Source organism: Variovorax sp. HW608 (assembly GCF_900090195.1).
Lineage (GTDB): Bacteria > Pseudomonadota > Gammaproteobacteria > Burkholderiales > Burkholderiaceae_C > Variovorax.
Genome location: NZ_LT607803.1, coordinates 4,995,450 through 5,012,595 on the forward strand (window position 1 = coordinate 4,995,450; position 17,146 = coordinate 5,012,595).

General features: G+C 69.8%; 21 protein-coding genes. 5 read left to right on the forward strand and 16 right to left on the reverse strand.

The features are described 5' to 3' along the window. The first annotated feature begins 130 nt into the window (after positions 1 to 130). Positions 131 to 553: an Lrp/AsnC family transcriptional regulator gene (locus tag VAR608DRAFT_RS23655; RefSeq protein WP_088956284.1), complete on the forward strand. Its 423-nt coding sequence runs from the start codon at positions 131 to 133 to the stop codon at positions 551 to 553. Here VAR608DRAFT_RS23655 and VAR608DRAFT_RS23660 read toward each other — a convergent pair. The 7 genes from VAR608DRAFT_RS23660 to VAR608DRAFT_RS23690 all read right to left on the reverse strand — a co-directional run bounded on the left by VAR608DRAFT_RS23660 (position 541) and on the right by VAR608DRAFT_RS23690 (position 5,833). Further along, positions 541 to 1,314 carry a metal ABC transporter permease gene (locus tag VAR608DRAFT_RS23660; protein WP_088956285.1) on the reverse strand — a complete coding sequence of 258 codons (774 nt, stop codon included), beginning with the start codon at positions 1,312 to 1,314 and terminating at the stop codon, positions 541 to 543. The genes VAR608DRAFT_RS23655 and VAR608DRAFT_RS23660 overlap by 13 nt on opposite strands. Then, positions 1,311 to 2,234 carry a metal ABC transporter substrate-binding protein gene (locus tag VAR608DRAFT_RS23665; RefSeq protein WP_172843893.1) on the reverse strand — a complete coding sequence of 308 codons (924 nt, stop codon included), beginning with the start codon at positions 2,232 to 2,234 and terminating at the stop codon, positions 1,311 to 1,313. Before VAR608DRAFT_RS23665 ends, VAR608DRAFT_RS23660 begins: the two co-directional genes overlap by 4 nt. A gap of 25 nt (positions 2,235 to 2,259) precedes the next feature. Then, positions 2,260 to 3,678: a porin gene (locus VAR608DRAFT_RS23670; RefSeq protein ID WP_088956286.1), complete on the reverse strand. Its 1,419-nt coding sequence runs from the start codon at positions 3,676 to 3,678 to the stop codon at positions 2,260 to 2,262. Positions 3,679 to 3,753: 75 nt separating this feature from the next. Next, positions 3,754 to 4,116, reverse strand: coding sequence for a hypothetical protein (locus VAR608DRAFT_RS23675; RefSeq protein ID WP_088956287.1), 363 nt, complete (start codon positions 4,114 to 4,116; stop codon positions 3,754 to 3,756). Between the two features lie 15 nt (positions 4,117 to 4,131). Next, a complete protein-coding gene (locus tag VAR608DRAFT_RS23680; protein WP_088956288.1) occupies positions 4,132 to 4,533 on the reverse strand; it encodes a c-type cytochrome in 402 nt (133 codons plus the stop codon). 11 nt (positions 4,534 to 4,544) lie between these two features. Beyond that, a complete protein-coding gene (locus tag VAR608DRAFT_RS23685; protein ID WP_088956289.1) occupies positions 4,545 to 5,114 on the reverse strand; it encodes a ferritin-like domain-containing protein in 570 nt (189 codons plus the stop codon). An 11-nt stretch (positions 5,115 to 5,125) separates the two neighbouring features. Then, positions 5,126 to 5,833 carry an RNA polymerase sigma factor gene (locus VAR608DRAFT_RS23690; RefSeq protein ID WP_088956290.1) on the reverse strand — a complete coding sequence of 236 codons (708 nt, stop codon included), beginning with the start codon at positions 5,831 to 5,833 and terminating at the stop codon, positions 5,126 to 5,128. 137 nt (positions 5,834 to 5,970) lie between these two features. On the opposite strand from VAR608DRAFT_RS23690, the gene VAR608DRAFT_RS23695 reads away from it, so the two are divergent. Continuing rightward, positions 5,971 to 6,480 carry a hypothetical protein gene (locus VAR608DRAFT_RS23695; protein ID WP_088956291.1) on the forward strand — a complete coding sequence of 170 codons (510 nt, stop codon included), beginning with the start codon at positions 5,971 to 5,973 and terminating at the stop codon, positions 6,478 to 6,480. Positions 6,481 to 6,498: 18 nt separating this feature from the next. Here VAR608DRAFT_RS23695 and VAR608DRAFT_RS23700 read toward each other — a convergent pair whose 3' ends face one another. Beyond that, positions 6,499 to 7,962 (reverse strand): N-acetylmuramoyl-L-alanine amidase, encoded by a 1,464-nt coding sequence (locus tag VAR608DRAFT_RS23700; protein ID WP_088956292.1) that lies wholly within the window; start codon positions 7,960 to 7,962, stop codon positions 6,499 to 6,501. A 166-nt stretch (positions 7,963 to 8,128) separates the two neighbouring features. After that, positions 8,129 to 8,623 carry a tRNA (adenosine(37)-N6)-threonylcarbamoyltransferase complex ATPase subunit type 1 TsaE gene (gene tsaE / locus VAR608DRAFT_RS23705; RefSeq protein ID WP_088956293.1) on the reverse strand — a complete coding sequence of 165 codons (495 nt, stop codon included), beginning with the start codon at positions 8,621 to 8,623 and terminating at the stop codon, positions 8,129 to 8,131. Between tsaE and queG the strand changes: the two genes are divergently transcribed. After that, positions 8,609 to 9,679: a tRNA epoxyqueuosine(34) reductase QueG gene (gene queG / locus VAR608DRAFT_RS23710; protein ID WP_088956294.1), complete on the forward strand. Its 1,071-nt coding sequence runs from the start codon at positions 8,609 to 8,611 to the stop codon at positions 9,677 to 9,679. The genes tsaE and queG overlap by 15 nt on opposite strands. On the opposite strand, the gene VAR608DRAFT_RS23715 is transcribed toward queG, so the two are convergent. Together VAR608DRAFT_RS23715 and VAR608DRAFT_RS23720 are read right to left on the reverse strand one after the other, a co-directional pair. Beyond that, on the reverse strand, positions 9,666 to 10,091 hold the full coding sequence (locus tag VAR608DRAFT_RS23715; RefSeq protein WP_088956295.1) for a hypothetical protein: 426 nt from the start codon (positions 10,089 to 10,091) through the stop codon (positions 9,666 to 9,668). The two genes, queG and VAR608DRAFT_RS23715, sit on opposite strands and share 14 nt — an antisense overlap. 43 nt (positions 10,092 to 10,134) lie before the next feature. Continuing rightward, positions 10,135 to 11,055: an AEC family transporter gene (locus tag VAR608DRAFT_RS23720; RefSeq protein WP_088956296.1), complete on the reverse strand. Its 921-nt coding sequence runs from the start codon at positions 11,053 to 11,055 to the stop codon at positions 10,135 to 10,137. Between the two features lie 98 nt (positions 11,056 to 11,153). Here VAR608DRAFT_RS23720 and VAR608DRAFT_RS23725 point away from each other — a divergent pair, with 98 nt between their 5' ends. Beyond that, positions 11,154 to 12,131: a tripartite tricarboxylate transporter substrate binding protein BugE gene (locus VAR608DRAFT_RS23725; RefSeq protein ID WP_088956297.1), complete on the forward strand. Its 978-nt coding sequence runs from the start codon at positions 11,154 to 11,156 to the stop codon at positions 12,129 to 12,131. On the opposite strand, the gene VAR608DRAFT_RS23730 is transcribed toward VAR608DRAFT_RS23725, so the two are convergent. Genes VAR608DRAFT_RS23730 through VAR608DRAFT_RS23745 form a run of 4 tightly spaced genes read right to left on the reverse strand, consistent with a single transcriptional unit; the run spans position 12,070 to position 15,494 of the window. Further along, positions 12,070 to 12,705, reverse strand: coding sequence for a hypothetical protein (locus tag VAR608DRAFT_RS23730; protein ID WP_088956298.1), 636 nt, complete (start codon positions 12,703 to 12,705; stop codon positions 12,070 to 12,072). The genes VAR608DRAFT_RS23725 and VAR608DRAFT_RS23730 overlap by 62 nt on opposite strands. A gap of 31 nt (positions 12,706 to 12,736) precedes the next feature. Further along, on the reverse strand, positions 12,737 to 13,519 hold the full coding sequence (locus tag VAR608DRAFT_RS23735) for a DUF899 domain-containing protein (RefSeq protein WP_088956299.1): 783 nt from the start codon (positions 13,517 to 13,519) through the stop codon (positions 12,737 to 12,739). A gap of 31 nt (positions 13,520 to 13,550) precedes the next feature. Further along, the gene (locus tag VAR608DRAFT_RS23740) at positions 13,551 to 14,228 is read right to left on the reverse strand and encodes a Vgb family protein (RefSeq protein WP_088956300.1); all 678 of its coding nucleotides are present in this window, start codon (positions 14,226 to 14,228) and stop codon (positions 13,551 to 13,553) included. 45 nt (positions 14,229 to 14,273) lie between these two features. Continuing rightward, positions 14,274 to 15,494 carry a helix-turn-helix domain-containing protein gene (locus tag VAR608DRAFT_RS23745; RefSeq protein WP_088956301.1) on the reverse strand — a complete coding sequence of 407 codons (1,221 nt, stop codon included), beginning with the start codon at positions 15,492 to 15,494 and terminating at the stop codon, positions 14,274 to 14,276. Positions 15,495 to 15,575: 81 nt separating this feature from the next. Between VAR608DRAFT_RS23745 and VAR608DRAFT_RS23750 the strand changes: the two genes are divergently transcribed. After that, positions 15,576 to 15,803 (forward strand): hypothetical protein, encoded by a 228-nt coding sequence (locus VAR608DRAFT_RS23750; protein WP_231972939.1) that lies wholly within the window; start codon positions 15,576 to 15,578, stop codon positions 15,801 to 15,803. Here VAR608DRAFT_RS23750 and VAR608DRAFT_RS23755 read toward each other — a convergent pair. Continuing rightward, positions 15,749 to 17,119 (reverse strand): chloride channel protein, encoded by a 1,371-nt coding sequence (locus VAR608DRAFT_RS23755; protein WP_088956302.1) that lies wholly within the window; start codon positions 17,117 to 17,119, stop codon positions 15,749 to 15,751. The genes VAR608DRAFT_RS23750 and VAR608DRAFT_RS23755 overlap by 55 nt on opposite strands. Positions 17,120 to 17,146: the final 27 nt, after the last annotated feature.

The following is a 17,146-nucleotide window of genomic DNA, read 5'->3' on the forward strand; positions in this document are numbered from 1 at the left end:
TGCGGGGCGCAGGGCATTGGTCGGATGAGCTCATTGTTCCGCCCGGCGGTGCCAGATTGAACCCCTCAACCTGTCAAATCCAGCGATTAAGCTTGCAATCTGCTAGATATGAATAGCAAAATGCCATGTCATGGACGACATCGACCGTCAGCTCATCGCGCTCCTCAGGGACAACGCCCGCCTGTCGGTGGTGGCGCTGGCGCAGAAGCTGCGCGTGGCGCGCGCGACAGTGCAGAACCGCATCGCGAAGCTGGAGGCCGAGGGCACCATCGTCGGCTACACGGTGCGCCTGCGGCCCGATGCGGAGGCCTACCGCATCCGCGCGATGATGAGCATCGAGGTCGACGGCCCCAACGGCGACGAGGTGCGCCGCGCGCTGCGGGGCCATCCGAACGTGATCACGCTGCATTCCACCAACGGCCGCTGGGACCTCTTGGCCGAGTTGCGCGCGGACACGCTCGAAGCCTTCGACCGCGTTCTGACCGCGATCCGCTCGATCCCCGGGATCTCGAACAGCGAGACCAGCATCCTGCTGTCGACCTACAAGCTCTGAACGAGGCGCGGCCGCAGCACCAGCGCGCCCGCGAGCGCGCAGGCCGCGAGGGTCCACACGATCACCGCGCCCGAAGGCAGGTCGAACAGCGCCGACAGCGCGAGCCCGAGCGCGTAGCCCAGCGCGCCCACGACGTAGGCGATGCGCAGCCGCCGCGCCCCGTCGTGCGCCCGGGTGCCGAGCGCCGGGATGATGAGGCTCGAGAACACGAGGTACACGCCGACGAGCTGCACCGAGGCCGTCACCGCGAGCGCGAAGGCCGCGTAGAAGCCGAAGCGGCCCAGCCGCGCGATCCATCCGAGCCGCATCGCGACCAGCAGCACGGCGGAGATGCCGCCGAGCCACAGCAGTTGCGTCTTGTTGACCCACAGGATCTGGCCGACCAGCAGGTCCTTCAGATGCTCGCCGCCGTGCGGATTGCTCGCCAGCAGCAGGATGCCGGCGCAGGCCGCGAGGATGAACATCACGCCGATCAGCGCCTCCTGCTGCTGCGGTGCGCGGCGTTCGGTCCACGTGAGCAGCCAGGCGCCGAGCAGCGCCGCGGTGACGGCCGCCGCCTGCACCGCGACGCCGCCCTCGGGCATGCCGAAGGCGTCGGCGGCGATCACGCCGAGGCCCGCGATCTGGGCGATCGCGAGGTCGATGAACACGATGCCCCGGTCCAGCACCTGCATGCCCAGCGGCACGTGCGTGGCGAGCACCAGCAGGCCGGCGATCAGCGCCGGGCCGAGGATGCCGGCGTCGAGCGAGCTCCAGTTCACGACTTCGTCCCGGCGCCGAGCAGCCGCGCGAGCGTGTCGTCGAAGAGGCCGAACAGGTCCTTCGCGCCGTCGGTGCCGCCCACGGTGAAGGGCAGCTTGACCGCCGGGGTGCCCGCGTTCTTGCTGAGCCAGTCCGAGGGCCGCGAGTCCTGGTAGGCGGCGTAGATCACCATCTTCGCGGGCGTGCCCTTGAGCGTCGCCTGCACCTCCTGCAGATGCGAGGCCGTGGGCTCGACGCCGGGCTTGGGCTCCAGCACCGCGACCTCCTTCATGCCGAGCCAGTCGTAGAGATAGACGAAGGCGTTGTGCTGCGAGACGACGGGCGCGCCCTTGAGCGGCGCGGCTTGCGTGCTCCAGCGCGCCATCGCCTGCTGCCAGCGCTGGCCGAAGTCGGCGCCGCGCTTCGCGTACTCGGCCGCGTTGCCCGGATCGACCTGCGCAAGCCGCTTGCCGAGCGCGGTCGCGACCAGCGCGATGTTGCGCGGATCGGTCTGGATGTGCGGGTTGCCCGCCGCGTGCACGTCGCCCTGCGAGCGGTCGACCTGCGTCGGCACTTCGAGCTTGCGCACGAAGTCGGCAGCGGCGAAGTTGCCTGGCTGGCCGGGCTGCACCTTCGCGTTGCCCGACTGCTGCAGCAGCACCGGCAGCCAGCCGATCTCCAGCTCGGCGCCGGTGCAGACCACGAGGTCGGCGCTGCGCGCGCGGGCGATCAGGCTCGGCTTGGCCTGGATCTGGTGCGGGTCCTGCAGCGCATTGGTCGCGACCGAGACGTCGACGAGATTGCCGCCGAGCTCCTGCGCGAGCGCGCCCCATTCGGGCTCGCAGGCGAAGACGCGCAGCGCAGCCTGCGCGGGCGCGGCCAGCAGCATCAGCGGTGCGGCCAGCAGGGCGATGAGGGGAAGGCGAGAGCGGTAGTTCATGGTGTGCTCCTTGTTCGTGGGTCGATCAGTAGTTGTGGGCGCCGTGGGCGCCGAGGCTCATCTGGTATTGCAGGGTGATCTGGTTGTCGGTGAAGCCTTCGCGCGCGCGGTCCTGCGCGAACTGCAGCCGGATGCGCGAGAACTCGCTCGGGCTGAAGTCGACCATGATCGAGTTCTTGCGCGGCCGGTAGTCGCTGAACAGTGCGGTGGAGGCGAGCCCGAAGCTCGGCGTGCCGGGGTCGAGCCTTTCGGTGCGCAGGCCGACGCGCCAGCGCGGCATGAACTGGTAGACGCCCTGCACGTACCAGCCCGATTGCGCCACGCGATAGTCGCCGAAGGCATCGGTGTTGCCGACGTCGTAGAGCAGGTTGCCGTTGCGCGTGCTGTGCAGGTATTCGCCCTGCAGCTTGAAGTTGGTCCGCGTGGCGTTGCCGTTGGGTGCCCACTTCCACACGCCATCGAGCACCCACACGCGGGTGTCGCCGTTGAAGATGTCGTTCACCGTCGCGCCCGCCGCGTTCGTCGAGACCAGGGCCTGGTTGTTCGCCTTGGCGTTGAGCACCGAGACGCCCGCGCGCCAGTTGCTGCTGTCGCCGATGTCGCCACCGGTATGCAAGGTCAGCGCGGTCATGCCGGCGCCGTTGCTGCTCGAATCGCTGCCCGGAAAGGTGCGGCCCCGGCCGATCTCGGCGCCGAGCTCGATGTAGTGGTCGATCGGCGCGATCCAGGTCAGCTGCAGGCCGTCGTCGCCGTACTGCGTGCCGAGCATCGCCTGGTAGGCAAGCGGGTTGTCGACGAAGTCCCAGGTGTGGGAATGCTGCGAATTGAGATAGCCGATGCCCGAGAAGAAGCGGCCCGCTTTGAGCGAGAACCCGTTGTCGAGCGAGGTCGTCTGGATGAAGGCTTCCTCGACCGACACGGAGTTGTCCGGATTGAGCGCGATGTTGGCCGCACCGCGCAGCCAGGGGTCGATGCTGGCCGAGAAGCCGAGCTCCGATTCCGAGAGGCTGAAGCCGCGGGTGCCGGGCCCGATCTCTGCGTTCGGCGGCAGCGGGAAGCCGGTGATCGCGTAGTTCGCCGGGTCCTGCGACGTGCGCGTGTAGGCACCCGAGAGGATCAGCGACAGCGCGGGATTGAAGGAGTTCGCGCCACCGCCACCGCCAGCCGTCGAAGCGACGGCCGCCGCGGCGGGTGGTGGGGGGGCGAGCGGTGCGGCCGCGGCGCTGGCGGTGCCGCCCGTACTGGCGCCGGCGGGCGGCTGCGCCGCGGCGGCCTCGGCCGCCTTGACGCGCTGTTCGAGCGCCTGCAGGCGCGCTTCGTAGTCGGCGCGCATGGATTGGATCTCCCGTCGAAGCGCGTCGACGTCGGAGGACGTGGGTTCGGCCAGTGCGCCGAGCGGCATGGCCAGGGCCAGCACGAGGCCGGCCCGGGAAAGGAATTGCATGAGCGGAGGCTCCTCGCAGGAACGTTGGAGAGCGCCCGCCCCGCGCGGGGCGCGGGCGGGCGTGGGACCGACGGATCAGAGCGAGGAAGCGGGCGGCGCGCGGCTGCGGTAGGGATGCGCGGGCGATCCCGGCCAGCCGGCGGCGAAAGCCGCGAGCGGCGCTTCGTGCCGTGCGGGCGGGTGCGGGAGCAGGATCGGCGCGCTGGGCAGCGCACCGCCGTGAATGGTGGCCGCCATGAGGCAGAGGTCGCAGTGGTCTGCCTGCGACAGCGGCCCGTCGGGTGTCGGCGCGCCCTGCTGGACTGCCTGGACCGCTGGCGCCACATGAGACACGCCGTGCCATAGGCTGGCGGCCTGCGCCACCGGAATGAGCAGCATGACCCACAGCAGCCACGTGAAGCGGCGCGTCGAAGGTCGTGGAATGCGTGGGGCTGCCATGGCGAACCCCGGATCTTAGCGAGTGGCGCTGCGGCTGGCTTCGGCGCGGCTTCCGCAGGCCGGGGTCTCATTGGCGTGCCGAAGGTACGCGATCAGGTCGGCGCGCTCGGCAGGGTCGGCGACCCCGGCATAGGTCATCGTGGTGCCGGGCACGGTGGCGGGCGGATTCGCGAGAAAGCGGTCCAGCGTCTTGTCGTTCCACACGATGCGCGAGTTCTTCATCGCATCCGAGTAGGGGTAGCCCGGGATGCTGCCCGCGCGCCGGCCGAAGAGTCCGCAATGCCGCGGGCCGACGCGGTCGCTGGCGAGTGCGTGGCAGGCCATGCATCGCGCGTAGATCTCTTCGCCGCGCGCCACGTCCGGTGCCGCGAACGCAGGCACGGCCGCGCCGGCGGCCAGCGCGACCGCCGTCGCCATGCGGCGCGCATTCACGACACGAAAGCCGCAGGAACGGGCGGCTCGCCCACGGCCTGGCGCAGCACGGCCCAGTGCATCGCCTCGTCGCCGAGGATGCTGGCGGCCGCCTTCGAGAGATCGCGCTCGTGGAACAGCGGCACCGCGCCCAGGTAGGCGCTGACCGCCCCCTGTTCGAGCTTCGCCGCGAAGCGCAGCACGTCGGCCTGCGACTTGAGCTGCTCGGCCGGAAAGTCGTATTTCGACTTGGCCGTGACGGGTTTGCCGCCCAGCTTCGAGATGGTCGCGGCGAGCAGTTCCGCATGCTGCCTGTGATGGCCCTGGAAGGTGGTCGCCAGGTCGAGCACCGGTTTCTCGAGCAGCTTGCTTTCGGCGCCGAGCTGATAGGCCGCGACGGCCTCGAGCTCCGCGCCCAGCGCGGTGTTGAGGATGCGCACGTCGTTGGCGCCGTCGCCACCGGCCTTGGCCGCGAGCGCATGGTCGCCGGCCAGCAGCGCGACTGCCGTGCCGGAGAGCACGAGCCCCGTCTGGCCGAGAAAGAGACGCCGCGCGGCGGCGGTCGTTGGCATCCGGAAGAACGACATGATGGCTCCCTTCAGTGGTGGGTCGGGTCAATTCTTGCGAGCACGCCGGCCACGATGCGGTCGCAGCGTGCGCCGGCGAACGAGAAGGCGTCGCCGAGCGCAAGGTCGATGTCGCGCGAAAGGTGCTCGCGCAGCATGCCGCGCGCACGCAGGAAGCGCGTACGCACCGTGGCCTCGTTGAGCTGGAGCGCCTCGGCGGTTTCCGAAACGCTCATCTCCTGGACCGCGCGCAGCATGAACACGGTGCGGTAGGCCTCGGGCAGCCGGTCGATGCGGCGCTCGATGAGGTTTCGGATTTCCTGCCGCATGGCCATGCGCTCCGGTTGAAGGTCGGGATCGGCTTCCTCCCATGGCTCGCCGGTATCGGCGGCGGCATCGATCGCGCTGTCGAGCGGGATCACCTGGGCGCCATGGCGGCGCAGGCGCGCGAGGGCTTCGTTGATGACGATGCGCGCGAGCCAGGTCGAGAGGCGGGCCTCCTCGCGGAAGCTGCCGATCGCGCGCCAGGCGCGCAGGTACGCTTCCTGCAGAGCGTCCTCCGCTTCGTCGTCGTTCCGCAGGATGCTGCGTGCGGTGCGGAACAGCAGCTGGTTGTGCCGCCGCATGATGAGCGCGAAGGCCTGCCCTTCGCCGCCGGCGGCGCGGACCGCGAGCCCGGCATCGGAGTCCTGCGGCGAGGGCGGGCATGAAGGTGTGGGAGTGGATGCGATGTGTGACATGCGTGCTTCTCTTGCCCATTGGATGGTCCGTCACGCCGTCACGTTTCAACTTTCGTGGAAGCCGCCATATACATCCGGCGCAAGACCCGGCAACATCGTCATCGTCGCCGCCGCGTGGCGGCTCCAGAGGAGAACGGATGAACGGGGCCTGGCGCGCGATATGCGCGATACGCGCGTTGCTGGTGGTGGCTGCGGCGCTGGCGTGCGCGCACGGTGCGGGCGCGGCGCCCGCGGCCAAGCTGGAGCGCGAGGTGCAGCGCTTCGCGGTCGCCTGCGCCAAGAACGAGGACTACCCCGAGCTCTACGACTGCCGCTGCCTCACCGAAGGCTACAGGGAGGCCGTGAAGGAAACCGGCTCCACCTTCCGTCGCCGGGCGCTCGTGCGCGACTACAAGCTGCTGCAGCAATGCCCGGCCGCGAAATCGAGCATCTATGCGTGGTTCCGGCAGGACTGCATCTCGAACGCCAGCCGGCAGCCGAGCCATGGCGACTTCTGCAGCTGCAGCGCCGAGGCCTTCGCGACCGCGTTCCGCGCTTCACCGCCCGCATCGAAGGGCGAGATCGACAACCTCAAGAAGGCCTCGATGCGCTCTTGCGGCGCCAAGGAACAGCTGCCGGTGCGGCACCCGCAGATCGAGCTCAAGTGAGCGGTCGCTGCACCGGGGCTACAACTGCCGGCTGCGTGCCAGGGGCGGGTTCTGCGCGAAGTAGCGCTGAATGCCGCGCATCAGCGCATCCGCGAGGTCTTCCTGGTAGGCCGTGCTGCGCAGCTTGCTTTCTTCCTCGGGGTTGCTGATGAAGGCGGTCTCGACCAGCACGCTCGGGATGTCCGGCGCCTTGAGCACCGCGAAACCGGCCTGTTCGACCTGCCCCTTGTGCAGGCGCGCCCCGATGCCGCGGATTTCCCCGAGCATCGCGCCGCCGAGACGCAGGCTGTCGTTGATCTGCGCCGTGGTGCTCATGTCGAGCAGCGCGCGCTGCACCTGCACCTCGTGGTCGCCCACGTTCACGCCGCCGACCTTGTCGGCCTGGTTTTCCTTGTTCGCGAGCCAGCGCGCGGCGCTGCTCGATGCGCCGCCCTGGCTCAGCGCGAACACGCTCGCGCCGCGTGCGTCGGGCGTGGTGAAGGCGTCCGCATGGATGCTCACGAAGAGGTCGGCCTGCACCCGGCGCGCCTTCTGGACGCGCGTGCCGAGCGGCACGAAGAAGTCCGCATCGCGCGTGAGGAAGGCGCGCATCGGATTGCCGTTGACGCTGCTCGCGTTGATCCGCTCGCGCAGGCGGTGCGCGATCTGCAGCACGATGTCCTTTTCGCGCGTGCCGTTCGAGCCGATCGCGCCCGGGTCCTCGCCGCCGTGGCCGGGGTCGAGTGCGACGATGATGATGCGGTCGGTCTGGTTCGGCATCGCGCCGCCGCGCGCGGGCGCGGGCGCGGGGGGCGGGGCGCTGGCCACCGGCGGGACCTGCAGCGGCAGGCCGCCGGCAGGCGCGCGCCCGGCCGCAGCAGCGGACGCGGCGGAAGAGGGCTGCTGCGACGCGCGCACCGACTGCTGCGCCATCAGGTCGCCGAGCGGATCGGGCGCTTCGCTGCCGGCGCTCGCTGCGGCAGGCGCCTCGGCGACCGGCGGTGCATTGCGCGATGCCTGCGTCTTTGGCACCTCGCGCATGCGCTCGGCGATGAAGGTCTCGAGCGGATCGATCGGCTTCTGCGGATAGAGGTCGAGCACCAGCCGGTCGCGATAGGCCGCCACCGGCGCGAGCGAGAAGACCTGCGGCGCGACCGCCTGCTTGAGATCGAACACGATCCGCACCACGCTCGGCGCGAACTGGCCGACGCGCAGGCCGTTGATGTAGGGGTCGTCGGGCTTGATCTTGCCGACCAGCTCGCGAAGCGCGGGGTTGAGGTCGATGCCCTCGATGTCCACCGCGAGCCGGGGCGGATTGCCGACGACGAGCTGCTGTGAATTCAATCGCCCGTCGGATTCGATGGTGACGCGCGTGTAATCCTCGGCGGGCCAGACGCGCACCGCGACGATGGTCGCGCCGCGCGCGATCTCGTGAATGCCGAGCAGGAGGGCGAGACTGCCGCCTTGCAGCAGTGCGCGGCGTTTGAATCCTTCGGCGTTCATGAAGCCCCCACGCTCGGCACTGACGTGTCCTCGCTGCCCCCCGAGGGGGCTGAATGCCGCGGCTCCAAGCCTGCCTGCGCAGGCTTGGACGGCATAAAGAGCCGCTGCGTCTCGCAGCGGCGCGGCCTGCAAGGCCGAGCTTGCTTGGGGCGGCCCGGCGCGGCGCTCATGCAGCGTTGAGCAACCGGCTGCCGCGCTCGGTATTGGCGCGCAGGGTCACGGTGCGGGTGTCGTCGGTCATTGCTTCGATTTTAATAGCAAGATCCGCAAGCGGGATGCGCCCTGCGGCGTTCTCGGGCCATTCGGCCAGCTTGACGCCGGGGCCCGCGAAGATGTCGCGGAAGCCCGCGTCTTCCCATTCGCGCGGATCGCTGAAGCGGTAGAAGTCGAAATGAAAGATCGCGAGTCCATCGGGTGCCTCGTGCGGTTCCACCACTGCATAGGTCGGGCTCTTGATGCGGCCCGTGATGCCGAGCGAACGCAGCAAGTGGCGCACGAAGGTGGTCTTGCCCGCGCCGAGATCGCCCTGCAGTGAGATGAACGCATCACGCAGCGCCGGCGATGACGCGAGCGCGCGAGCCAATGCTTGCGTGTCGGATTCAGTGCGCCAGACGCGCGTGACGCTGTGCGTTTCTACAATCGGCAGGTGATCGGCAGCCATCAACTCGTGAGTCGGATTCGGGCGCTGGCCCGGGAACTTGGATTCTCCCAAATCGGGGTTGCGGGTGTCGATCTGTCGAGTGCCGAGCCGGGCCTCAGGCAGTGGCTTGCAGAGGGCTTTCACGGCGAGATGCACTACATGGCCGCGCATGGCATGCGGCGCGCACGTCCGGCCGAGCTGGTGCCGGGCACGGTGTCGGTGATCACCGCGCGCATGGACTATCTGCCGCGCGGCACGCCCGACGGCTGGCAGGCCGTGGAGTTCGCGCGGCTCGAGCGGCGCGGCGAAGGCATCGTGTCGCTCTACGCGCGCGGAAGGGACTACCACAAGGTCCTGCGCTCGCGCCTCTCGAAGCTGGCGGAGCGCATCGCAGAGGAGGTCGGACCCTTCGGCCACCGCGCCTTCACCGACTCCGCACCGGTGCTCGAAGCCGAGCTCGCATCGCGCAGCGGCCAGGGCTGGCGCGGCAAGCACACGCTGGTGCTGGACCGCGAGGCCGGGTCGATGTTCTTCCTCGGCGAGATCTACGTCGACATGGCGCTGCCGCCGAGCGAGCCGGTCGGCGCGCATTGCGGCAGTTGCCGCGCCTGCATCGACGTCTGCCCGACGGGGGCCATCATCGCGCCCTACCGGCTCGACGCGCGGCGTTGCATTTCCTACCTCACCATCGAGCATGCGGGGCCGATCCCGGTGGAGTTGCGGCCGCTGATGGCGAACCGCGTCTACGGCTGCGACGACTGCCAGCTCATCTGCCCGTGGAACAAGTTCGCCAGGCAGAGCGCGCTGCCGGATTTCGATGCGCGCGAAGGGCTCACCGGCCGGCAGCTGGCCGAGCTCTTCGCCTGGAGCGAAGAAGAATTCCTGCGCCACACCGAGGGCAGTCCGATCCGCCGCATCGGCCATGAACGCTGGCTGCGCAACGTGGCGATCGCGCTCGGCAATGCGCTGCGTGCGGGCGATGAAAGCGCCCGCGCAGCGCTGGAAACGCGCCTGTCGCACCCGAGCGCGCTGGTGCGCGAGCATGTCGAATGGGCGCTCGGTCTCAGTGCCGGATGATGGCGGAGATCTGCGCGGTGCCGGTTTCGAGCGAGTGCGTGGAGCTCAGCCGGATCGAGGCGTATTTCAGCGCCGGATTGTTCAGCAGCTTGCCGCTGTAGCGGCCGTTGAAGCGCACGTCGTGACAGCCGCTCACGTCGAGGTCGATCGTCGCGTTGACCGGCGATACGTAGTCGGCGCTCGTGCCGGCCATCAGGCAGGCCGCATCGGGCACGCTGCCGTGCACGGTGCCGTCCTGCTCGATCTGGAGCGTGCCGGGGTAGACCATGGGCGGCCCCAGCGCACCGCCGTCCTGCTGCGCGAAGTAGAGCAGGAAAGAGCCGTTCCATGCGCCCTGATAGCGCGTGTAGTCCTGCGCCTGCGCGGCGCCCGCGAGCGACGCTGCAGCGACGGCGGCGAGGAAGTAGCGCATCGGCGCATCGTAGCCGCTGGCGCGCTTTCCGGCAGGGCCGGCCTCAGCGCGAGATCAGCGACAGCGCAAAGGGCAGGCTCGCCACGCCCAGCAGCGTCGAAAGCGTGACCAGCCCCGCGACGTAGGGCCCGTTGTAGCCCATGCGCGCCGCGAGCACGTAGGCGCTCGATGCGGTCGGCACCGCGGCGAAGGTCATCAGCACTGCTGCCTGCGCCGCGTCGAGCTTGAGCGCGACCGCGAGGCTCCAGCCGATGAGCGGCAGGGCCAGATGACGGATCGCGAGCAGCGAGACCGCGAGCAGCTTGCCGCGTGCGAGCGACGCGAACTGCATGCCAGCGCCGGCCGCCATCAGCCCCAGCGCGAGCGATGACGCCCCGATGCGCGCGAGCGTGGGTTCGAGCCACGTCGGCACCGCCAGCCCCAGCAGGTTGGCGATGAGCCCGGTGACCGTCGCGATGATGAGCGGATTGCGCGCGAGCTGGCGCGCGAAGCCGGCCCCAGCATGCCGCGCCATCGGCCACACCGCGGCGATGTTGAACATCGGCACGCACACGCCGATCAGCACCGCGATCATCAAGAGCCCCTCGGGTCCGCCCACGCGGCCCGCGAGCGCGAGGCAGATGAACGAGTTGAAGCGGAAGGCGATCTGCGCGCTCGCCGCGTGCTCGCGCCGGTCGATGCGCGCGCCGATCAGCGGCAGGAAGGGCAGGGCGTAAGCGAGCGCGATGCCCGAGAGCCCGACGCCGACGCCCGCTGTCAGCAGGTTCGAGGTGGCGTTGAAGTCGAGCGGGCTGCGCACGATCGAATGGAACAGCAGCACCGGGAAGAGGAAATAGTAGACGAGGCTTTCGACCTGGTCCCACACGAGGCGGTTGAGTGCGGTGTAGCGGCACAGGAGCCAGCCGCAGGCGATGAGTGAGAAGTCCGGGAAGAGAAGCTGCGCATAGTTCACCCGGTCGAGGATAAACGCTGGTCTCTTGTGGGTTATCCACGAGGTAGCGCGGCGAGCGAGCCGCTAGCATCCAGACTTTTCGTTTCTTCTTGGCTCAAGGAGGCCATTCAATGAACCGTCGTCAATGGAATGCGTTCGCCGGCGCAGCCGCGCTGTTCGCGGTCGCAGGGTCCAGCTGGGCGCAGAGCAGTTACCCGAACCGGTCCATCGAACTGCAGGTGCCGTTCGCGCCGGGCGGCACCACCGACATCGTCGCGCGCGTGATTGCCGAACCGCTGACCAAGGCGCTGGGGCAGAGCGTGGTGGTGATCAACAAGGCGGGCGGCGGCGGCATCGTCGGCGCGGCCGAGACCGCGCGCGCCGCGCCGGATGGCTACAAGCTCGGCATCGCGACGGTGTCGAGCACGGCGGCGAATCCGGCGATCAACCCGAAGACGCCGTACGACCCGATCAACGACTTCACGCCGATCATCAACATCGCGGCAACGCCGAACATCATCGCGGTGCATCCGGGCTTCCCGGCGAAGAACTACGCCGAGTTCCTCGCCGCGATCAAGAAGAACCCGGGCAAGTATTCGTACGCCTCGTCGGGCACGGGCGGCATCGGCCACCTGCTGATGGAGCTCTACAAGAGCCTCACCAACACCTACGTGACCCACATCCCGTATCGCGGCGCGGGCCCGGCGCTCAACGACGTGGTGGCGGGCCAGGTGCCGATCATGTTCGACAACATTCCTTCGGCGCTGCCCTTCATCAAGAGCGGCAGGCTGGTGCCGATCGTGGTCGCGGCGCCGCAGCGGCTCAAGGAACTGCCCGACGTGCCGACCTTCAAGGAAGTCGGCCTGGAGCCGGTGAACCGCATGGCCTACTACGGCATCCTCGGTCCGAAGGGGCTGCCCAAGGAAGTGGTCGACAAGATCAACGCCGCCGTCAAGAAGGCGGTCGAGGATCCGGCGGTGCGCAAGCGCATCGAGGACACCGGCTCGCTGATCGTCGCCAACACGCCCGAGCAGTTCGCCGCGCAGATCAAGGCCGAGTACCAGGTCTACAAGGAAGTCGTGACGAAGCAGAAGCTCCAGCTCGATTGAGCTTTCGCACCAGGCGTCTGCCGCCATCGAAACCGTGGCAGATGCCGGTGGCGACCAGGGCGGTCACCGCGAGCATCGCCGCCGTGTGAATCCCCACTGCCGCGAGCGCCAGCGCCAGCGCGCCCGACGCGGTGCTCGCCTGTCCCGGCGCGCTCCCCATGCACAGCGGGACCAGCGCCGGCACCAGCATCAAGCCCGCGCCGTGCGCGCTGGACATCATGAAGGACCAGAGCGCCAGGCCCGCATGCCCGACCGGGCCGTGCCCGTGCGCAGGCGGATCGGGGTGGCGCGACTTCCGGCCCGACAGATGCACGAGCGCCACGATCACGAGCAGCCCCGCGGCCATGGCCTGCAGCAGCGCGCGGTCCATCGACACGCCGAGCGCCACCGCCACGGCGACCAATGCGATCGATGCCGCATGCCCGCCGGCGATCGGCGTCAGCGCCCGCAGCGCCTGCGACCGGTCGCCCGAGCGCAGGCCCCAGACCGCAGCGAACATCCAGCCGGTGGCGGGGTTGAGCCCATGAAGGGCGCCGCTGCCCGCGACCACCAGCCAGGGCCAGAGCTGTGCCATGACGCTTGCCCCATCGCCCGCCGTGCGCCTGTCAGCCGTGCGAGCTGCAGCACGACCCGGCGGCCGCCGAGCTCTTCTTCGGCGCCGGCTCGTAGCGGTCGTGGTGGCGCACCCATCCCATGCCTGCATCGCCTTCATCTCGGCCCTTGGGCGTGAGGTCCACCATGTTGTAGGCGCCCATCATCACTTCCACGCCGCGGCCGTAGGTGGAGTAGGTGTGGAACACCTCGCCTGACTCGTCCTTGTAGAAGACGCTGATGCCGGGCGCTTCCTCGTGCGGAAAGGCCTGCATCGCATAGTTGTAGTAGACCTCGCCGCGCGCCGTCTCCTCGGGCGTGAAGCTGACGCCGAAGTCGTGGTTGAAGGGGCTGCCGTTCGACGACACCCAGTTGAACTTCCAGCCCATGCGGCGCTGGAAGCGTTCGATCTCCGCCAGTGGCGCGCGCGAGATCGCGACCCATGCGATGTCGCGGTGCTCGAGATGCACCGTCATGCCGTCGGTGTGGTCCGCCATGTAGGAGCAGCCCACGCAGCCCTGCTCCCATCCCGGGCCGAGCATGAAGTGCTGCACGATGAGCTGGCTGCGCCCTTCGAACAGGTCGGCCAGGGTGCGCGGCCCGTCGGGCGTGTCGAAGACGTAGCGCTTGTCGACGCGCACCCATGGCAGCGCGCGGCGTTCGCGGGCGATCTGGTCGTGCAGGTGCGAGAGTTCCTTCTCGCGCGCGAGCAGCGCCTTGCGCTCGGCGACCCAGCGGTCTCGCGAGACCACAGGATGGTTCGCGGTGCCCGTTTCAACGGCGGTCGATGTGGTCATGGTGTGCTCCTGGATGCAATTTGGGAGGTCATCAGGCGGCGGTCTTCGGCCGCCGCACGACGCGGACTTTTCCGCTCGTTCCGCCGCCGCAGTAGAAGAGGCCGTCGCCGTCGGACTCGAGCCCGCTCACGCCGGTGCCCTTGGGCATCTCCAGGCGTTCGAGCACCTCGCCGCTCTCGGGATCGATGCGGCGAAGCTCGCTTTGCTCGTCTTCCCAGGTGCCGTGCCAGAGCTGGCCGTCGACCCAGGTCACGCCGGTGACGAAGCGGTTGGACTCGATGGTGCGCTTGATCTTCCCGGTCTCGGGATCGATCTGGTGGATCTTGCGGTCGCGGTACTGCCCGACCCACAGGCTGCCCTCGGCCCAGGTGAGGCCCGAGTCGAAGCCGTTGCCCGGCGCGGGAATCGATGACAGCGTCTTGCCGGTGACCGGATCGATCTTGTCGATGCGCGATTCGGCGATCTGGTAGAGGTGCTTGCCGTCGAAGGCAGTGCCTGCGTCGCACGCATGGTCGAGCGTGCGCGTGGTGTCGCCGCTCTCGGGATCGAAGGCGAGCAGCCGGGGGCCGGTGGCGGCCCAGACGCGCTCGCCGTCGTAGCTCACGCCGTGGATGTGATCGGCGCCCGCGAAGGGGCCGTACTCGCGCACCACCTCGGCGGCGTGTGCGGTCGGCGTGGCGCTGCTGTCCTTGCTCGTCTTGCTGCTCATCAAGGGCTCCTGTTGGGCGCCGGAAGCGGCGCCGTTGGGAGCACTCTATTCAAACGGCAGCGACGCGGGGAGTAACAAGATCGTCGTGAATCCCGCCAGCGGCGGCGCCAGCCAGCGCTGCGCCCGCGCACGGCCGATCGAACGCACGCGCCCCGTGGCCTCCAGTTCGACCAGCGCCCGCTGCACGGTGCGCTGGCTCGCGCCCAGCGCCAGCGCGAGCGCGGAGGTGGACCATGCGGCGCCGTCCGACAGCAACGCCACGAGCGATGCCTGCTCGCCGTCGATCGGCGGGGCGAGCAGAACGACTTCGCGTTCATCGCGTGGCTTGAGTACGAAGCCCTGTGCGGTGGCCTCGACATCGGCCATCGGCTTGACGAGTGCACGCAGCCGGCCGATCTCGACCCGCAGGCGCGCGCGATGCGTCTCGTCGGGCTCGCGCATGCGAAACGCGGTCGCGATCAGGGCATCGCGATCGGCGTCGCCCGGCCATGCCTCGGCCAGGGACCGGGCCAGCGCGAACAACACCGGCCGGCGCGCAAGCGGCAGCCATGTGTCGCCCATGCGGACGCCATGGCGGCATGCGTCCACCACCAGCGCACCGCCGCTCACGAGCGCGGCGACTTCGCCCAGGCGCAGAGCCTGGACGCGGCCCGCGGACCGCCGCCGTGCCGCGGGGCGGTCGAGCGCGGCGCGTGCCTCCGCGACCTCGGCCATGAGCGCGGGAACGCCGCTTTGGCGCGCGGCATCCTCAGCACGGGCGAGCGCCGCATGCGCCGCTTCGATGCGCAGCGAGCGAAGCCCGAGCTCCGCCCCGGTCAGCTCGGCAATGGCGGCGGACAACGGCGGCAGGCCGTGCGCATCGAGCTGCGCCAGCGCAGTCCCGGCCTCGTCGAGCCGGCCCAGCAGCAGAAGTCGCCGCGCCGCGATCAGCCGCGCCTGCAGGGCATTCGCGCGGTCGGCGCGCGCTTCGAGCGTGGCCGATGCCGCCATGAGCGCGCGCGGCGAACCGCCGAGGTCGCGCATCGCGAGCGCCACTTCAGCTTCGGCGACCACGCAGCGCGCGCGCGCCAGTTCCTCGTGCGCGCCGAAGCCGCGCGCCGCGCGCCGCAGCAGCTCGCGGGCGCGCGGGTGCTCGCCGAGCTGGGCCATCGCGATGCCGCGCAGCGCCAGCGCGGGCGGGTCGTCGCGCAGCGCGACCCGCTTGAGCGCGCCGAGCGCATCGCCGGTGGCGAGCGCGCGTGCGGAGGCGGCGATCAGGGAATCCATTGCCGCGAGGCTACCAGCCCGCCTCCCGCAGTTGAAAATCCGGTCGATGCCGGCACGCGCGAGCTGAAGCCCGGCGAATGGATGTCCACCCCGCGCGGCTCGGTGCACGGCTTCAGGAACGGCGGGTCGCAGCCGGCGCGCGCGCTCGTGGTGCTCACGCCGGACATCGGCGCGCAGTACTTCCGCGACGTCGCGGCGGTGATCAACGCCGGCGGCCCGCCCGACAAAGCGAGGCTGGTCGAGGTGGTGTCGCGCTACGGGCTGACGCTCGCGGCGCCTTCGCGTTCCGCCGCGGCAGGGGGTGCGTAGCCGGTTTCGTCGCGTGCGCGCCAGACCATGTATTCGGCGAGCGTGTCGTAGAGCGGCCGGCTGATCATGCGCGAGACCAGGCTGGCCAGCATCGCGGCGGCCATCAGGCTCAGCACCATCGAGTGGCCGTCGACCATCTCCATCACGATGATGATGGCGGTGAGCGGCGCCTGCGTCACCGCCGCGAGGAAGGCCGCCATGCCCATCGCGATGAGCGCGGGCGCGAGGTCGGCATTGGCGATCGCCGAGATCGCATCGCCGATGCCCGCGCCGATCGACAGCGAAGGCGCGAAGATGCCGCCCGGCACGCCGCTCCAGGCCGTGAGCCAGGTGGCGACGAACTTGAGGAGCGTGTAGAGCGGCGTCAGCTCGTCATGGCCCCGGAGCATCTGCTTGACGGCTTCCGAACCCGCGCCGAAGGTGATGCCGCCCGTGGCGAGCCCGATGATGGCGACGCACAGTCCGAGCGCGGCCGCGAAGCGCACCGGATAGCGCGCCCGCCATGTATTGAAGCGTCCGCTTGCGCCGGTCAGCGAGGCGGTCATGAGCCGCGCGAACAGCCCGCCCGCGGCGCCGCTCGCCAGCGCCACCAGCAGCCCGGGCCCGAGCAAATCCCAGCCCAGCCGCGGCACGTGGATCACGCCGAAGTAGCTCACGTTGCCGAACACCGACACCGCCACCAGGCCGGCCAGGACGATCGCGGTGATGATCAGGCCGCTGGAGCGTGTCTCGAGCCGCCCCGTCAGTTCCTCGATCGCGAACACCACGCCCGCGAGCGGCGCATTGAACGCCGCCGCGATGCCGGCCGCCCCGCCGGCCACCAGCAGCGCGCGTCCGTCGATCGTGCTGCCCGGCGAAAGCCAGCGCCGCGCATGCTGCATCACGCCGGCGGCGACCTGCACCGAAGGGCCTTCGCGCCCGATCGACAACCCGGCCGCGAAGCCCGCCGCGCCGAGCCCGATCTTGGCGAGCGTGAGCCGCAGCGAGGCGAAGAAGAAGCGCTTCTCGTGCGGCAGGTCCTGATGCAGCGCCGCCTTGACCTGCGGAATGCCCGAGCCGCCCGCGCCGGGGAAGTAACGCCGGGTCAGCCACACGATGCCCGCGGTGATGAGCGGCGTGGTCAGAAGAATGGCCCAGGGCCAGCGGCCGTAGAGGCGCTGGAAGTGTCCGAACACCCAGTCGCTGATCAGGGTGAAGCCCACCACGAGCAATCCGGCGGCGATGGCATAGCAAAGCACGATGGCCCGGTCGATCCACATGCGGCCGCCCGATAGTTCGGCGCGCAGGTGCGCAAGAAAATCAGGCTCGCGATTCATGAGGCGGCCAGTTTAAGCACGACATGC

What these genes read in the sequence shown, in the direction of transcription:
- VAR608DRAFT_RS23725 (WP_088956297.1), top strand. Translation starts at nt 11,154, where the DNA reads ATGAACCGTCGTCAATGGAATGCGTTCGCCGGCGCAGCCGCGCTGTTC.
- VAR608DRAFT_RS23655 (WP_088956284.1), top strand. Translation starts at nt 131, where the DNA reads ATGGACGACATCGACCGTCAGCTCATCGCGCTCCTCAGGGACAACGCC.
- VAR608DRAFT_RS23675 (WP_088956287.1), bottom strand. Translation starts at nt 4,116, where the DNA reads ATGGCAGCCCCACGCATTCCACGACCTTCGACGCGCCGCTTCACGTGG.
- VAR608DRAFT_RS23670 (WP_088956286.1), bottom strand. Translation starts at nt 3,678, where the DNA reads ATGCAATTCCTTTCCCGGGCCGGCCTCGTGCTGGCCCTGGCCATGCCG.
- tsaE (WP_088956293.1), bottom strand. Translation starts at nt 8,623, where the DNA reads ATGGCTGCCGATCACCTGCCGATTGTAGAAACGCACAGCGTCACGCGC.
- VAR608DRAFT_RS23690 (WP_088956290.1), bottom strand. Translation starts at nt 5,833, where the DNA reads ATGTCACACATCGCATCCACTCCCACACCTTCATGCCCGCCCTCGCCG.
- VAR608DRAFT_RS23730 (WP_088956298.1), bottom strand. Translation starts at nt 12,705, where the DNA reads ATGGCACAGCTCTGGCCCTGGCTGGTGGTCGCGGGCAGCGGCGCCCTT.
- VAR608DRAFT_RS23695 (WP_088956291.1), top strand. Translation starts at nt 5,971, where the DNA reads ATGAACGGGGCCTGGCGCGCGATATGCGCGATACGCGCGTTGCTGGTG.
- VAR608DRAFT_RS23740 (WP_088956300.1), bottom strand. Translation starts at nt 14,228, where the DNA reads ATGAGCAGCAAGACGAGCAAGGACAGCAGCGCCACGCCGACCGCACAC.
- VAR608DRAFT_RS23680 (WP_088956288.1), bottom strand. Translation starts at nt 4,533, where the DNA reads ATGGCGACGGCGGTCGCGCTGGCCGCCGGCGCGGCCGTGCCTGCGTTC.
- VAR608DRAFT_RS23715 (WP_088956295.1), bottom strand. Translation starts at nt 10,091, where the DNA reads ATGCGCTACTTCCTCGCCGCCGTCGCTGCAGCGTCGCTCGCGGGCGCC.
- VAR608DRAFT_RS23685 (WP_088956289.1), bottom strand. Translation starts at nt 5,114, where the DNA reads ATGTCGTTCTTCCGGATGCCAACGACCGCCGCCGCGCGGCGTCTCTTT.
- VAR608DRAFT_RS23700 (WP_088956292.1), bottom strand. Translation starts at nt 7,962, where the DNA reads ATGAACGCCGAAGGATTCAAACGCCGCGCACTGCTGCAAGGCGGCAGT.
- VAR608DRAFT_RS23735 (WP_088956299.1), bottom strand. Translation starts at nt 13,519, where the DNA reads ATGACCACATCGACCGCCGTTGAAACGGGCACCGCGAACCATCCTGTG.
- VAR608DRAFT_RS23745 (WP_088956301.1), bottom strand. Translation starts at nt 15,494, where the DNA reads ATGGATTCCCTGATCGCCGCCTCCGCACGCGCGCTCGCCACCGGCGAT.
- VAR608DRAFT_RS23750 (WP_231972939.1), top strand. Translation starts at nt 15,576, where the DNA reads ATGTCCACCCCGCGCGGCTCGGTGCACGGCTTCAGGAACGGCGGGTCG.
- VAR608DRAFT_RS23755 (WP_088956302.1), bottom strand. Translation starts at nt 17,119, where the DNA reads ATGAATCGCGAGCCTGATTTTCTTGCGCACCTGCGCGCCGAACTATCG.
- VAR608DRAFT_RS23665 (WP_172843893.1), bottom strand. Translation starts at nt 2,234, where the DNA reads ATGAACTACCGCTCTCGCCTTCCCCTCATCGCCCTGCTGGCCGCACCG.